Here is a 12884-nt window from a genome sequence, read left to right on the forward strand (position 1 = left end):
CCATACACCGAAGCTACGGGTATCATCTTCGGATGATGCGGTAGAGGAGCGTTCTGTAAGCCTGTGAAGGTGAGTTGAGAAGCTTGCTGGAGGTATCAGAAGTGCGAATGCTGACATGAGTAACGACAATGGGTGTGAAAAACACCCACGCCGAAAGACCAAGGTTTCCTGCGCAACGTTAATCGACGCAGGGTTAGTCGGTCCCTAAGGCGAGGCTGAAAAGCGTAGTCGATGGAAAACAGGTTAATATTCCTGTACTTCTGGTTATTGCGATGGAGGGACGGAGAAGGCTAGGCCAGCTTGGCGTTGGTTGTCCAAGTTTAAGGTGGTAGGCTGAGATCTTAGGTAAATCCGGGATCTTAAGGCCGAGAGCTGATGACGAGTTATCTTTTAGATGACGAAGTGGTTGATGCCATGCTTCCAAGAAAAGCTTCTAAGCTTCAGGTAACCAGGAACCGTACCCCAAACCGACACAGGTGGTTGGGTAGAGAATACCAAGGCGCTTGAGAGAACTCGGGTGAAGGAACTAGGCAAAATGGCACCGTAACTTCGGGAGAAGGTGCGCCGGTGAGGGTGAAGGACTTGCTCCGTAAGCTCATGCCGGTCGAAGATACCAGGCCGCTGCGACTGTTTATTAAAAACACAGCACTCTGCAAACACGAAAGTGGACGTATAGGGTGTGACGCCTGCCCGGTGCCGGAAGGTTAATTGATGGGGTTAGCTAACGCGAAGCTCTTGATCGAAGCCCCGGTAAACGGCGGCCGTAACTATAACGGTCCTAAGGTAGCGAAATTCCTTGTCGGGTAAGTTCCGACCTGCACGAATGGCGTAACGATGGCGGCGCTGTCTCCACCCGAGACTCAGTGAAATTGAAATCGCTGTGAAGATGCAGTGTATCCGCGGCTAGACGGAAAGACCCCGTGAACCTTTACTATAGCTTTGCACTGGACTTTGAATTTGCTTGTGTAGGATAGGTGGGAGGCTTTGAAGCGTGGACGCCAGTTCGCGTGGAGCCATCCTTGAAATACCACCCTGGCAACTTTGAGGTTCTAACTCAGGTCCGTTATCCGGATCGAGGACAGTGTATGGTGGGTAGTTTGACTGGGGCGGTCTCCTCCTAAAGAGTAACGGAGGAGTACGAAGGTGCGCTCAGACCGGTCGGAAATCGGTCGTAGAGTATAAAGGCAAAAGCGCGCTTGACTGCGAGACAGACACGTCGAGCAGGTACGAAAGTAGGTCTTAGTGATCCGGTGGTTCTGTATGGAAGGGCCATCGCTCAACGGATAAAAGGTACTCCGGGGATAACAGGCTGATACCGCCCAAGAGTTCATATCGACGGCGGTGTTTGGCACCTCGATGTCGGCTCATCACATCCTGGGGCTGAAGCCGGTCCCAAGGGTATGGCTGTTCGCCATTTAAAGTGGTACGCGAGCTGGGTTTAGAACGTCGTGAGACAGTTCGGTCCCTATCTGCCGTGGACGTTTGAGATTTGAGAGGGGCTGCTCCTAGTACGAGAGGACCGGAGTGGACGAACCTCTGGTGTTCCGGTTGTCACGCCAGTGGCATTGCCGGGTAGCTATGTTCGGGAAAGATAACCGCTGAAAGCATCTAAGCGGGAAACTTGCCTCAAGATGAGATCTCACTGGAACCTTGAGTTCCCTGAAGGGCCGTCGAAGACTACGACGTTGATAGGTTGGGTGTGTAAGCGCTGTGAGGCGTTGAGCTAACCAATACTAATTGCCCGTGAGGCTTGACCATATAACACCCAAGCAATCTGTAGACTCGAAAGAGACCAGATTGCGGTGTGTGAAGACGAAACGAACCGAAAGTTCGATGTTCACAAAACACCTAGCTGTCACATACCCAATTTGCTGAAGCGAGGCCATCTGGCCACGACTCAGTACCCGAATTTCTTGACGACCATAGAGCGTTGGAACCACCTGATCCCATCCCGAACTCAGCAGTGAAACGATGCATCGCCGATGGTAGTGTGGGGTTTCCCCATGTGAGAGTAGGTCATCGTCAAGATTAAATTCCGAAACCCCAATTGCGAAAGCAGTTGGGGTTTTGTTTTGCCCGCAGGAAAGTTTCTTCAAGCAGATTCAAACAAACGCCTGCCCGGAAAAGCCTCGAGGCAAGCGCTGGAGTCCTGCCATTGCACTCAATCGCTCGATCCATTCATTCCGCCAGTTTGCTGGGCCGTGAGAGGCTTTTGCTTGCCGTGCGATGCGTCGAGCCGCATTGCGTTGATCTTTTCTTGCCTGTTTGAAGGCGTCGGTATTACGGCAACTGCGGCACTTCACGCGAGTGAGTTCTTTGCTCGACGTGAGTTGTTTGCCTTTATGGCCGCAGGCCAGATGCCCATCGACGCTGAAGTGGGTAACCATGAAATGTCTCCTTCGCGACATGTAAACGTTTGACAGTTCGTTTACAGCACCGTTCTGCGACTGGTCAGGCACACAAAAAAACACCCGCATGCGGGCGGGTGAGAGAGGTAATGCGCAAAGGAGTCATTCCAATGTATGCGCACAGATGTGATGGTTATGTGAAAGGAAATCCGTCATTGCAGCCAGAACAAGAAAATGCCGCACAGGCAACATCGCGGTGACGCTTGTGCCACCGCTCATAAGTTCCGAGACCGGCGTTATCTGAATCGAGGCAACGGCCGATCAACAGGTTTAAGCGCCGACAGTGTGTTGCGAATCAGCGGGGCATCCTTCTCGATGTCATTCAGGCGATCACGGATGCGCAGGGCGGTCGGGTGCCCGCCTTGGTGGTCAACCCAGTCGGCGATCTCTTTGCAGGCAGCTGCGAGTCGCGCCTGCCGGGCGTCGAGCAGGGTGAGGAGGGTGGTGATGGACTCTTTTTCGGACATGGAACACCTCCGTTCAATGAAACCGCTGAGCGGCAGCAAAAAGCCCGCGAGTTGCGAGCCTTCTGCCGTTGGGGCGCTGCTCCTTCAGCTGGTTTCAGTATAGACCCGCTTCTGTTTGGCATCAGCCGGAAGACTCGCGGGCCGATATGGGTGAACTGACTGCGTTGAGCCGATTACATTCGCGTCGCGCATCCTCTTCGGCGTCGTAGCCATCACCGATGAAACCATTTGTGCGTGTATCGCAAATGCGGAACCAGCCAATGGCTTCGGCGGGATCATGCTGGCTGTCACTGGCGCGTCGACCGTGAATGATGATCTTGTTGCAACGCTTCACGACGAAAATGTCTTCCATGGCGTCACCGCAGCTGATTCGTGTCACATCAACTATAGAAGCCCTCTGCAATCGTGCAAAAAATAGACAGGTCAACTCGTCGGTTGCAAGTTCCAGCCTCCGGCATGCCAATGCAAATCATGGGTTGGGTTTAACGCGCGTAGAAACGCCTGGTCGTGGGAAACCGCGACAATTGCGCCGGGAAATGTCTGCAAGGCCTGCTCGAAAGCTTCTACCGATGCCAGGTCAAGATGATTGGTCGGCTCATCAAGCAGTAACAATTGCGCCGGCACCTGACGCCACAACGCCAGGGCAAGAGCGGCTTTCAAGCGTTCACCGCCACTGAGAGAGGCGCAAGGCAAGGTGACGCGCTGCGCGTTAAGTTGCAGGTGTGCGAGATAACTGCGCAAGGTGCCTTCGTCCAACGGCGTTTGCTGCGCTTGTAGTTGTTCAACGATGGATGTCCGATCATCCAGTAGCGTTAGTTGCTGATCGAGAAAAGCAAACGGCACGTGAGTCATGCACTCACCTGACACCGGCGTCAGCTCACCGGCGAGCATGTTCAGCAGGGTTGATTTGCCGCATCCATTGGGGCCGCTGACGGCAATGCGCATCGGCCCGTGGATGGCGAGGTTCAGCCGGGTCGAGGGTGCGTCGTGCGGTAGCCACGGCAGGCAGGCATCGAGCAGCGAGCAGACTTGCCGGGCACTCGACACAACGCTGCCCGGCAGGTTGATCAGTACCTCGCTGTCTGGCACGACGTGCGCGTATGCGTCACGCACGCGGGCGTCCAGATCGGTTTTGCGTGCCTGATGGCCGAGGCGAACGTGCCCCATGATCTCCCTCGCGGCGGCTTTCATCGCCGCCCGCTCAAAGCCGGCAACATTAGCAGTTTGCGCATTACGTCGGCTGCCGGCGGCATGGCGCTGGATCGTATCGTGCTCGCGCTGCAGCCGCGAACGTTCGCGTTGGCGTTCGGCGCGGGCTTGATCAAGTTGTGCTTGCGCCGCTGCCCGATGGGTTCGGCGCTGCTGCGTGAATTCTGAATAGCTCCCGGTGAAAACTGTCGCGCCTAAAGGTGTGAGCTCGACGATTCGCTGCATTCGTTCCAGCAACTGCCGATCATGGCTGACGACGATCAGTCCACCGCGCCATGCTTCAAGCGTGCTCATCAGCCATTGGCGACCGGCGCTGTCGAGATGATTGGTCGGCTCATCCAGCACCAGTAACTGCGCTTGACTCAACAATGCACCGATCAGGGCGATCCTGGCCTGCTGGCCGCCGCTGAGCGCCAAGGTCAGATCGGTAGCCGCGATGTGGGGTAGCCCGGCGTCATCCAGTAACTGCCGCAAGCGATCCGGCAAATCCCAGCGCTCACCAATAAGGTCAAAATCATCGGCACTGGCGCAGCCCAGGTTAAGTCGCTCCAACGCCGCGAGTATCGGCGCCGCGCCTATTGCCTCTGCCACCGTTTGCCCGGGTGTGGTCACGAAGGCTTGCGATACGTAACTCACCGAAGCCGAATTCACCACTGTGCCGGCGGTAGGCTGCAACTTTCCGGCTATCAGTCGTGCGAGCACGCTTTTGCCGATGCCGTTGCGACCGACGATGGCGGTTGGCAAATAATCGAAGTTCAGATTCAGTGCATTGAAAATCGTCTCGCCGTTGGCGAATTGAAAACCCGTTTGATTCAGGGAGACGAGTGCAGGCGTACGCGAGACGTGAGTCATCGGCACCTCCGGAAAAATGTCGTGAAAACTGACAAGTGCCATTGAGCGGCTTGTCGCGATTACATTTTCAGAGAGCCGGGTTGTTCACTTCTGCGATCATCCTGAGGAGGGAAAGGTGGCTAGCCTAGAGGACGAAGCGCTGTCGATCAAGTCGCGTCGGTCACTTCACTCATTCGTTCAAGAAACATCGCCAGTGCCACTTCCTCGGCGCGCAGGCCTTTGCGCATGCGGGGGCGTGGTAATTCGGCGAGGGCACCGAGCATGAATTTTTCCACCACGGCCGGGTGGATGTAGCACTTGCGACATACCGCCGGCGTGTTGCCCAGCTGTTTGGCCACGCCTTTGACCATTTCCACGACATGCCGTTTGGCTTCGGTCTCGGACTCATGTTTGAGTTCGCGCAAAACCGCCAATGCCAGGGCACTTCCGGCCCAGGTGCGATAGTCCTTGGCGGTAAAGTCGGCGCCGGTCAGGGTTTGCAGGTACGTGTTGACGTCGGAAGAGCTGACGGTGTGCCGTTCGCCATGTTCATCCAGATACTGAAACAGGTTCTGACCGGGAAGCTCCAGGCAGCGCTTGATGATGCGTGCCAGACGGCGATCCTTGACGGTGATCTGGTGTTCGATGCCACTCTTGCCGCGGAACTGGAACAGAATCGCGCTGCCGTTGACCTCGACATGCCGACTGCGCAGGGTGGTCAGGCCGTAAGAACGGTTGTCCCGCGCATACTGCGTATTGCCGACCCGGATCAGAGTGGCGTCGAGCAGGGTAATCACCGTGGCCATGACTTTGTCGCGACTGAAACCGGGCGCCGCCAGCAGCGCTTCCAATTGCTTGCGCAGCTTCGGTAACGCGAGACCGAACTCGCGCAGCCGCGAGTATTTATCGGCATCGCGCACTTCGCGCCAGCGCGCGTGATAGCGGTATTGCTTGCGACCGCGGGCATCGCGCCCGGTGGCTTGCAGATGACCGCGCGGGTCCGGGCAAATCCACACATCGGTATAGGCCGGTGGCACCGCGAGGGTGTTGATGCGTTTGATTTCGTCCGCATCGGTAATGCGCTGACCCGACGGTTCAAAATAGTTGAATTTGCCGCGCAGCTTTTTGCGGGTGATACCGGGCTGCGTGTCATCGACGTAATGCAGATCGGATGGCAGGGCGTCGGTCAGCTCGGTGTCGGGCATGGCAGCTTCCTTGGATGGCGGCAGTCTGTAAAACGATTGACCGCACACCCACGCCGTCGTGCCGAATAATTTAAGCGAGTACCGCGACAGCCTTGATTTGCGCCCAGAGTTGCTGGCCCGGATGCACGCCCAGTTGATCGCGGGAGAACCGCGTGATGCGCGCCAGCAGCGGCGTGCCGCCAGCGTCGAGGCGGATCAGCACATGGGCGGCATTGTCTGCCGCCTGCTCGCTGACCACCGTGACCGGCAGACGATTGAGGATGCTGCTGAACTCGCTGTTTTGCAGGCTCAGGCTGATATCTCGCGCGTGTACCTTGCAACGCAAGGCCTGGCCGACCGACATGGGTTCGTGGGTCACGCGGATGTTCATTTCGGTGGCCGGCAGTTGCAGGCTCAACAACTGGTAATCCGCATCGTAGGCACTGACCTGGCCCTCGATGATCACACCGGCGTCATCCCCCATCGCCATTGGCAGATCGAGACGGGCGAGGGTTTCGCCGATCGGGCCACTGGCCAAAGCCTTGCCATCGCTCAGTAACACCAGATGATCGGCCAGGCGCGCGACTTCATCCTGCGCATGGCTGACATACAACACCGGAATATCCAGTTCGTCATGCAAACGTTGCAGATACGGCAGGATTTCGTTTTTGCGCTGACTGTCGAGCGCCGCCAGTGGCTCGTCCATCAACAGCAGTTTCGGGCTGGTCAGCAGTGCCCGAGCGATGCCGACGCGCTGACGCTCGCCGCCGGACAGATGTTGCGGATGACGCTCAAGCAAATGGCCGATGCCCAACAGTTCGGTGGCTTGCGCCAGGTCGACCCGCCGCTCGGATCTGGCGATGCGCTTGAGGCCGAACTGCAGATTGGCGAGGACCGACAAATGTGCAAACAAACTGGCTTCTTGAAACACGTAGCCCAGTGCGCGTTTGTGCGGCGGGACAAAAATGCCCTTGTCGCTGTCTTGCCAGACTTCATCGTTGATCCGGATAAAGCCATGTTCGGCACGTTCAAGACCGGCAATGCAGCGCAGGCAAGTGGTTTTGCCGGATCCGGAGGGGCCGAACAGCGCGGTGACGCCACGCCCCGGCAAATGCAGGTCAACATCCAGGCTGAAGCCAGAATAAGCAAGTTGCAGACGTGTATCGATCATCAATCAGCTCCAGCCCGCGCGGGTCTTGCGGCTGGAGTACAGCGCCAGCAACACCAGAAACGAAAACACCAGCATCGCGCCAGCCAGCCAGTGAGCCTGGGCATATTCCATCGCTTCGACGTGGTCGTAGATTTGTACAGAGACGACACGGGTCTTGTCGGGAATATTGCCGCCGATCATCAGCACCACGCCGAACTCACCGACGGTGTGCGCGAAGCCGAGAATGGCCGCTGTGACAAAACCGGGGCGAGCCAGCGGCAGAATCACGCTGAAAAAGGTGTCCCACGGATTGGCGCGCAAGGTCGCGGCTACCTCTAGTGGGCGAGTACCGATCGCCGAGAACGCGTTTTGCAACGGTTGCACCACGAACGGCATGGAATAGATCACCGAACCGATCACCAGTCCGGTGAAACTGAACGTCAGGGTGCCAAGGCCCAGCCACTGAGTGAACTGGCCGAGGAAACCGTGCGGCCCCATCATCAGCAATAGATAAAAGCCGATGACGGTGGGTGGCAGCACAAGGGGCAGGGCGACGATGGCCCCGATCGGGCCGCGCAACCATGAGCGGGTGCGCGACAGCCACAGGGCAATCGGAGTGCCGACAACCAACAGGATCGCAGTGGTCAGAGACGCCAGTTTCAGGGTCAGCCAGATCGCCGCGAAATCGGCACTCGTCAGCGACATTTAGAGTTGGTAACCGTAAGACTTGATCACCGCAGCGGCTTTCGGGCCTTTGAGGTATTCAACCAGGGCCTTGGCGGCAGCGTTGTCCTTGCCTTTGTTGAGGATGACCGCGTCCTGTTTGATCGGGTCGTGCATGCTGGCTGGCACGATCCACGCCGAGCCGCTGGTGACTTTGCCGTCCTTGTAGATCTGCGACAGCGCCACGAAACCCAGCTCGGCGTTGCCGGTGGAGACGAACTGGTAGGCCTGAGTGATGTTCTGGCCTTCAACGATCTTCGCTTTGGTGGCTTCGGTCAGCTTCAGTTTTTCCAGCACTTGCGTGGCGGCCAGGCCATAAGGCGCGGCTTTCGGGTTGGCAATGGACAGGTGCTGGTACTCGTTCTTCTTCAAAACTTCACCTTTGGCATCGACGTAACCGTCCTTGGCCGACCACAGCGCGAGGGTGCCGATGGCGTAAGTGAAGCGCGAGCCCTTGACGGTATCGCCTTCTTTTTCGAGCTTTTCCGGGGTGGTGTCGTCAGCCGAGAGGAACACTTCGAACGGTGCGCCGTTCTTGATCTGGGTGTAGAACTGGCCGGTGGCGCCGAAGGCTGCGACCAGTTTGTGACCGGTGTCTTTCTCGAAGTCGGCGGCGATGGCCTGGATCGGTGCGGTGAAGTTGGCAGCAACAGCCACCTGCACTTCATCGGCCTGGGCAGCGCCGATGGTGAATACGGCGAGCAAAGAGGCCAGGCAGGTAGGGGCAAAACGTGAGGCACGAATGGTCATGTAACGGCTCCGTTGTTGGCAGGTGCAGGCGGCAGTTATTGTTGGAGGTGGACTGCCTATGCGAGGGGTGAAATCGCTATATAGAGAAATATATAGCGAAATCCCGCCAAACAGGAAGTGCTGGCAAAAAATAGGGTGAGGCATTTTGTCCTCACCCTGTTCGATTTCAACGGCGTGTCAGCTTCGCCAACGCCCCGTCGGCCAACTGCCGAGTCAGTTCGGCGCTGCTCAGATCCCGGCCCAGCGTGAAAGCCTGGCCGGCCCAGAGGTTGGCGAACTGTGCCTCATTTTTCGCTCGCAGCGGCATCAGCGCACCACCGGCCAAAGGAAATGCCGGCGCTTTCGGCGACATCGGGCCGAGTTCGCGCATCACGCGGTTGAGAATACCCCGCGCCGGGCGTCCGGTGAAAATATTGGTGACGGCTGTTTCACTGTCCTTGGCCGTGCGCAGCGCCTTGTGATGCGACGCGCTGATTTTCGCTTCCGGGGTGAACAGGTACGCGGTACCGACCTGTACCGCCGAGGCGCCCAGCATGAATGCCGCGGCTACGCCTCGAGCATCGGCAATCGCGCCAGCGGCAATTACCGGTACTTTGACCGCGTCGACGATCTGCGGCACCAGCGCAAACGTGCCGACCTGGCTGCTCAAATCATCACTGAGAAACATTCCTCGATGGCCGCCAGCCTCATAGCCCATGGCGATAATCGCGTCGCAGCCGTTCTGTTCCAGCCAGATAGCCTCATCGACGGTGGTAGCAGATGAAAGGATTTTCGCGCCGGTCGCCTTGACTCGATCAAGCAGGGATTTTTCCGGCAGACCGAAATGGAAGCTCACCACCTCTGGCCGAAACTCTTCCAGTAACTCGCACGCTGCCGCATCAAATGGCGCCCGATTGGACACCGGAGTCGGTGCATCGAAGTCGACGCCCAATTCGCGATAGTACGGCTCCAGCAGGTTCTTCCACTCAATCGCGCGTTGCTCATCGGCGGCGGGTGGCTGATGGCAGAAGAAGTTCACGTTGAAGGGCTTGTCGGTGTGGGCGCGAATCGTCTTCAGCTCTTCACGCAGTTGTTCAATGCTCAGCATCGCCGCCGGCATCGAACCCAGGCCACCGGCGTTGCACACGGCGATTACCATGGAAGAATTCGTGGCACCGGCCATCGGGCCCTGGATGATCGGCAGTTCAATACCGAGCAGATCGAGAATGCGGGTGTCTGGCCATTGGCTCATTGAAGCGGTACTCCAAACGATGAAGCGGGGGCAGGGAGGCAGAGCCGGTTTTTTAACAGTAAAACCGGACGCAGGGCCACTCTGAAATTCAGAACACCGCGCGGTGCTGGCTGTCAGCGCCGATGGAGGCCATCTCCGCCGCCGCCAAAGGAATGGCCGAGACCACGGGAAACACTCGGTGAATTCCGGGATTGGCGGAAAGTCGAGTGTGGCAACGTGTTGCGATGTGATATTTGAATGGCATGCCCCCTGCAATCCATCCACGAGAGCCCATCATGTTCAACGGTATTTTGATCAATAAAGACGACAGCGGTTATCGCGCCACCCTGCAACAGATCAACGAAGAACAGTTGCCCGAAGGCGATGTGACGGTGCGCGTCGCCTACAGCACGCTGAATTTCAAGGATGGGCTGGCGATTACCGGCAGCAGCCCGGTGGTGCGCAAGTTTCCATTGGTGCCGGGGATCGATCTGGCAGGCACTGTCGAGGTCAGTTCGCACCCTGACTATAAGGTCGGCGATCAGGTGCTGCTCAACGGCTGGGGCGTGGGCGAGAGTCATTGGGGCGGTCTGGCGCAAAAAGCCCGGCTCAACGGCGACTGGCTGATTCCGCTGCCCAAGGCATTCTCTCCCGCACAGGCCATGGCTATCGGCACGGCCGGTTACACCGCCATGTTGTGCATTCTGGCGCTGGAACGTAACGGCGTGACGCCGGAGCAGGGCGAGGTGCTGGTGACCGGCGCGAATGGCGGTGTCGGCAGCTTCGCCATCGCCCTGTTGAGCAAGCTCGGCTATCGCGTGGTGGCGTCCACGGGCCGGGTGTCCGAGCACGAGTATCTGAAGCAATTGGGCGCCAATGAAATCATTGATCGCGCAACCCTGTCCGAGCCGGGCAAACCGCTGGCCAAGGAGCGCTGGGCGGCGGTGATCGACTCGGTCGGCAGCCACACGCTGGCCAACGCCTGTGCCAGTACACGCGCGGAAGGCACGGTGGCTGCGTGCGGTCTGGCTCAGGGTATGGATTTCCCAGCGTCGGTGGCACCGTTCATTTTGCGCGGTGTCACCTTGGCCGGCATCAATAGCGTGACCCAGCCCAAGGCGCGCCGCCTGCAAGCATGGGATCGGTTGGCCAGCGATCTGAACTTCGCCTTGTTGCCATTGATCAGCCATGAGATCGCTCTGAGCGATGTCATCGATGCCGCACCGAAATTGCTCGCCGGGGAACTTCGCGGACGGGTTGTGGTTGACGTCAATCGCTGACAAAGTGAGCGCCATTGCGGCTCTGTGCGGCCGCACTTCTATTAGAGGGAGTGGCACTTTCAATGGATTTGAAACGGCAACAGATCGAATCGTTCACGGTTTCAGGCGTGCGCGTACGCACGACCAACGCAGCCGAACACACACCCGATACAGCGAAAATCGGCCCGATGTGGGGTAAGTTTTTCAGTCAAGGTCTGGCCGAAGAAATTCCCGGCAAACAAACCGGTTCGCCGGTTTATGGCGTGTACTCGGCTTACGAGTCGGATGCTTCGGGACAGTTCGATGTCACGGCCGGCGTCGCGGTCAATAATCCGGCCGAGGGATTTGAGTCGATAGTCATCGAAGACGGCGACTATCTGGTCTTCGAAGCGCAGGGGCCATTGCCTGACGCAGTGATCTCGACGTGGGGCAAAGTCTGGAGCTTCTTCGAATCCAATCCGCAGATCCAGCGCCGATTCGTCACTGACTTCGAGGCCTACACCGGCCCCGAATCAGTGTCGGTCTACATCGGCGTGCACTAAGGCTGCGTCTCGCGCTCAAGCAGTTGCCGTTTACGCTCGACGCCCCAGCGATACCCGGAAAGATTGCCATCGCTGCGAACCACGCGGTGGCAAGGGATCGCCACGGCCAAGCGGTTCGCGCCGCAGGCCTGAGCCACGGCGCGCATCGACGTCGGTGCGCCGATGCGTTGGGCAATCTCGGCATAACTGGCGGTGCTACCAACCGGGATTTCCCGCAGCGCCTGCCACACCCGTTCTTGGAACGCCGTGCCGCGTACGTCCAGCGGCAGGTCCAGGCCAATGGCCGGGGCCTCGATAAACCCTACGACTTTGGCGATCAACTGCTCAAACCCGGAATCGGCACCAATCAGATTGGCTTTGCGGAATTGGTCCTGCAGGTCGCACACCAATTGGTGAGGGTCGTCACCCAGCAGGATCGCACAAACCCCGCGTTCGCTTCGTGCTACCAGAATGGCCCCGAGCGAGCATTGCCCGACGGCGAAACGAATGTCGTTGTTCTGCCCAGCAGCGCGGTAGTCGCCGGGCTTCATGCCCAGCAACTGATCGGCGGCCTCATAGAAGCGGCTGTTGGAATTGAAGCCGGCGTCGTAAAGCGCGTCGGTCACTGAGCCGCCGTCCGCCAGACGTTCACGCACTCGGCGTGAGCGATGAGCCGCTGCGTAACCTTTGGGCGTCAGCCCCGTCGCGGCTTTGAACACCCGATGAAAATGAAACGGGCTCAGACCTGCTGTTTCGGCCAACACATTGAGTGCGGGCAACGTTTCGGCAGACTCGATCTGGCGGCAGGCTGTCGCCACCGTGGCGGCGTGCTGCGCCGCGACATCCGTTTGATCCTTGCTGGCCCGTTTGCTCGGGCGATACCCGGCGGCTTCTGCCTCAAGGGCGGTGTCGAAAAACTCCACATTCTGTGGTTTTGGCAAGCGCGCAAGGCTGCTCGGACGGCAGTAGATACCAGTGGTTTTCACCGCGTAGACAAACTGCCCGTCCGCCCGCGGGTCGCGCGCCAGCACGGCGGCCCAGCGTGGATCGTCTTCGGTGTTGAGAGTGATCGACAGCGTTTTCATGAGCGTTAATCCGTTGACCTGTTTGATTCAGGTTAATCCGCGCTGCTGGGCGCAACACTCCGGGCCTTGCGGTCAAACTTTCCAGGT

13 protein-coding genes and 2 rRNA genes (1 of these 15 only partly in view) are annotated in these 12884 nt (G+C 58.4%); 4 read left to right on the forward strand and 11 right to left on the reverse strand.

Features of this window, described 5'->3' with window-relative positions:
- Both ACVVH8_RS13150 and rrf read left to right on the forward strand, forming a co-directional pair.
- Positions 1–1758 (forward strand): 23S ribosomal RNA (locus tag ACVVH8_RS13150) (it extends 1136 nt beyond the left edge of the window).
- Positions 1759–1912: 154 nt separating this feature from the next.
- Positions 1913–2028 (forward strand): 5S ribosomal RNA (gene rrf / locus ACVVH8_RS13155).
- Between the two features lie 74 nt (positions 2029–2102).
- Here the strand turns inward: rrf and ACVVH8_RS13160 are convergent.
- The 10 genes from ACVVH8_RS13160 to ACVVH8_RS13205 all read right to left on the reverse strand — a co-directional run bounded on the left by ACVVH8_RS13160 (position 2103) and on the right by ACVVH8_RS13205 (position 10197).
- Positions 2103–2387 carry a hypothetical protein gene (locus tag ACVVH8_RS13160; protein WP_103307191.1) on the reverse strand — a complete coding sequence of 95 codons (285 nt, stop codon included), beginning with the start codon at positions 2385–2387 and terminating at the stop codon, positions 2103–2105.
- A gap of 257 nt (positions 2388–2644) precedes the next feature.
- A complete protein-coding gene (locus ACVVH8_RS13165) occupies positions 2645–2875 on the reverse strand; it encodes a hypothetical protein (protein ID WP_008082703.1) in 231 nt (76 codons plus the stop codon).
- Between the two features lie 121 nt (positions 2876–2996).
- On the reverse strand, positions 2997–3227 hold the full coding sequence (locus ACVVH8_RS13170; protein ID WP_475230682.1) for a hypothetical protein: 231 nt from the start codon (positions 3225–3227) through the stop codon (positions 2997–2999).
- 71 nt (positions 3228–3298) lie between these two features.
- Positions 3299–4936: an ABC-F family ATP-binding cassette domain-containing protein gene (locus ACVVH8_RS13175; protein WP_475230685.1), complete on the reverse strand. Its 1638-nt coding sequence runs from the start codon at positions 4934–4936 to the stop codon at positions 3299–3301.
- 146 nt (positions 4937–5082) lie between these two features.
- Complete coding sequence (locus tag ACVVH8_RS13180; RefSeq protein WP_475230688.1) at positions 5083–6120, reverse strand: DNA topoisomerase IB; 1038 nt, start codon at positions 6118–6120, stop codon at positions 5083–5085.
- Between the two features lie 70 nt (positions 6121–6190).
- Positions 6191–7270, reverse strand: coding sequence for a molybdenum ABC transporter ATP-binding protein (modC, locus tag ACVVH8_RS13185; RefSeq protein ID WP_475230691.1), 1080 nt, complete (start codon positions 7268–7270; stop codon positions 6191–6193).
- A 3-nt stretch (positions 7271–7273) separates the two neighbouring features.
- Entirely contained in the window at positions 7274–7954 is a 681-nt protein-coding gene (gene modB / locus ACVVH8_RS13190; RefSeq protein WP_008082690.1) for a molybdate ABC transporter permease subunit, read from the reverse strand.
- On the reverse strand, positions 7955–8722 hold the full coding sequence (modA, locus tag ACVVH8_RS13195) for a molybdate ABC transporter substrate-binding protein (protein WP_475230694.1): 768 nt from the start codon (positions 8720–8722) through the stop codon (positions 7955–7957).
- Between the two features lie 166 nt (positions 8723–8888).
- Positions 8889–9953: an NAD(P)H-dependent flavin oxidoreductase gene (locus tag ACVVH8_RS13200; protein WP_475230696.1), complete on the reverse strand. Its 1065-nt coding sequence runs from the start codon at positions 9951–9953 to the stop codon at positions 8889–8891.
- A gap of 88 nt (positions 9954–10041) precedes the next feature.
- Positions 10042–10197 carry a hypothetical protein gene (locus tag ACVVH8_RS13205; RefSeq protein WP_158249188.1) on the reverse strand — a complete coding sequence of 52 codons (156 nt, stop codon included), beginning with the start codon at positions 10195–10197 and terminating at the stop codon, positions 10042–10044.
- Between the two features lie 31 nt (positions 10198–10228).
- On the opposite strand from ACVVH8_RS13205, the gene acuI reads away from it, so the two are divergent.
- Together acuI and ACVVH8_RS13215 are read left to right on the forward strand one after the other, a co-directional pair.
- The gene (gene acuI, locus ACVVH8_RS13210; protein ID WP_475230698.1) at positions 10229–11212 is read left to right on the forward strand and encodes an acrylyl-CoA reductase (NADPH); all 984 of its coding nucleotides are present in this window, start codon (positions 10229–10231) and stop codon (positions 11210–11212) included.
- Positions 11213–11274: 62 nt separating this feature from the next.
- On the forward strand, positions 11275–11733 hold the full coding sequence (locus ACVVH8_RS13215; RefSeq protein WP_475230700.1) for a GyrI-like domain-containing protein: 459 nt from the start codon (positions 11275–11277) through the stop codon (positions 11731–11733).
- Here ACVVH8_RS13215 and ada read toward each other — a convergent pair.
- The gene (gene ada, locus ACVVH8_RS13220; protein ID WP_103307173.1) at positions 11730–12797 is read right to left on the reverse strand and encodes a bifunctional DNA-binding transcriptional regulator/O6-methylguanine-DNA methyltransferase Ada; all 1068 of its coding nucleotides are present in this window, start codon (positions 12795–12797) and stop codon (positions 11730–11732) included. The genes ACVVH8_RS13215 and ada overlap by 4 nt on opposite strands.
- Positions 12798–12884: the final 87 nt, after the last annotated feature.

This window comes from Pseudomonas trutticola BRTCR10, from assembly GCF_056155105.1.

Excerpts from the sequence above, each read along its gene's own strand:
- ACVVH8_RS13160 (WP_103307191.1), bottom strand. The coding sequence starts at position 2,387 with ATGGTTACCCACTTCAGCGTCGATGGGCATCTGGCCTGCGGCCATAAA.
- ACVVH8_RS13165 (WP_008082703.1), bottom strand. The coding sequence starts at position 2,875 with ATGTCCGAAAAAGAGTCCATCACCACCCTCCTCACCCTGCTCGACGCC.
- ACVVH8_RS13170 (WP_475230682.1), bottom strand. The coding sequence starts at position 3,227 with ATGGAAGACATTTTCGTCGTGAAGCGTTGCAACAAGATCATCATTCAC.
- ACVVH8_RS13175 (WP_475230685.1), bottom strand. The coding sequence starts at position 4,936 with ATGACTCACGTCTCGCGTACGCCTGCACTCGTCTCCCTGAATCAAACG.
- ACVVH8_RS13180 (WP_475230688.1), bottom strand. The coding sequence starts at position 6,120 with ATGCCCGACACCGAGCTGACCGACGCCCTGCCATCCGATCTGCATTAC.
- modC (WP_475230691.1), bottom strand. The coding sequence starts at position 7,270 with ATGATCGATACACGTCTGCAACTTGCTTATTCTGGCTTCAGCCTGGAT.
- modB (WP_008082690.1), bottom strand. The coding sequence starts at position 7,954 with ATGTCGCTGACGAGTGCCGATTTCGCGGCGATCTGGCTGACCCTGAAA.
- modA (WP_475230694.1), bottom strand. The coding sequence starts at position 8,722 with ATGACCATTCGTGCCTCACGTTTTGCCCCTACCTGCCTGGCCTCTTTG.
- ACVVH8_RS13200 (WP_475230696.1), bottom strand. The coding sequence starts at position 9,953 with ATGAGCCAATGGCCAGACACCCGCATTCTCGATCTGCTCGGTATTGAA.
- ACVVH8_RS13205 (WP_158249188.1), bottom strand. The coding sequence starts at position 10,197 with ATGCCATTCAAATATCACATCGCAACACGTTGCCACACTCGACTTTCC.
- acuI (WP_475230698.1), top strand. The coding sequence starts at position 10,229 with ATGTTCAACGGTATTTTGATCAATAAAGACGACAGCGGTTATCGCGCC.
- ACVVH8_RS13215 (WP_475230700.1), top strand. The coding sequence starts at position 11,275 with ATGGATTTGAAACGGCAACAGATCGAATCGTTCACGGTTTCAGGCGTG.
- ada (WP_103307173.1), bottom strand. The coding sequence starts at position 12,797 with ATGAAAACGCTGTCGATCACTCTCAACACCGAAGACGATCCACGCTGG.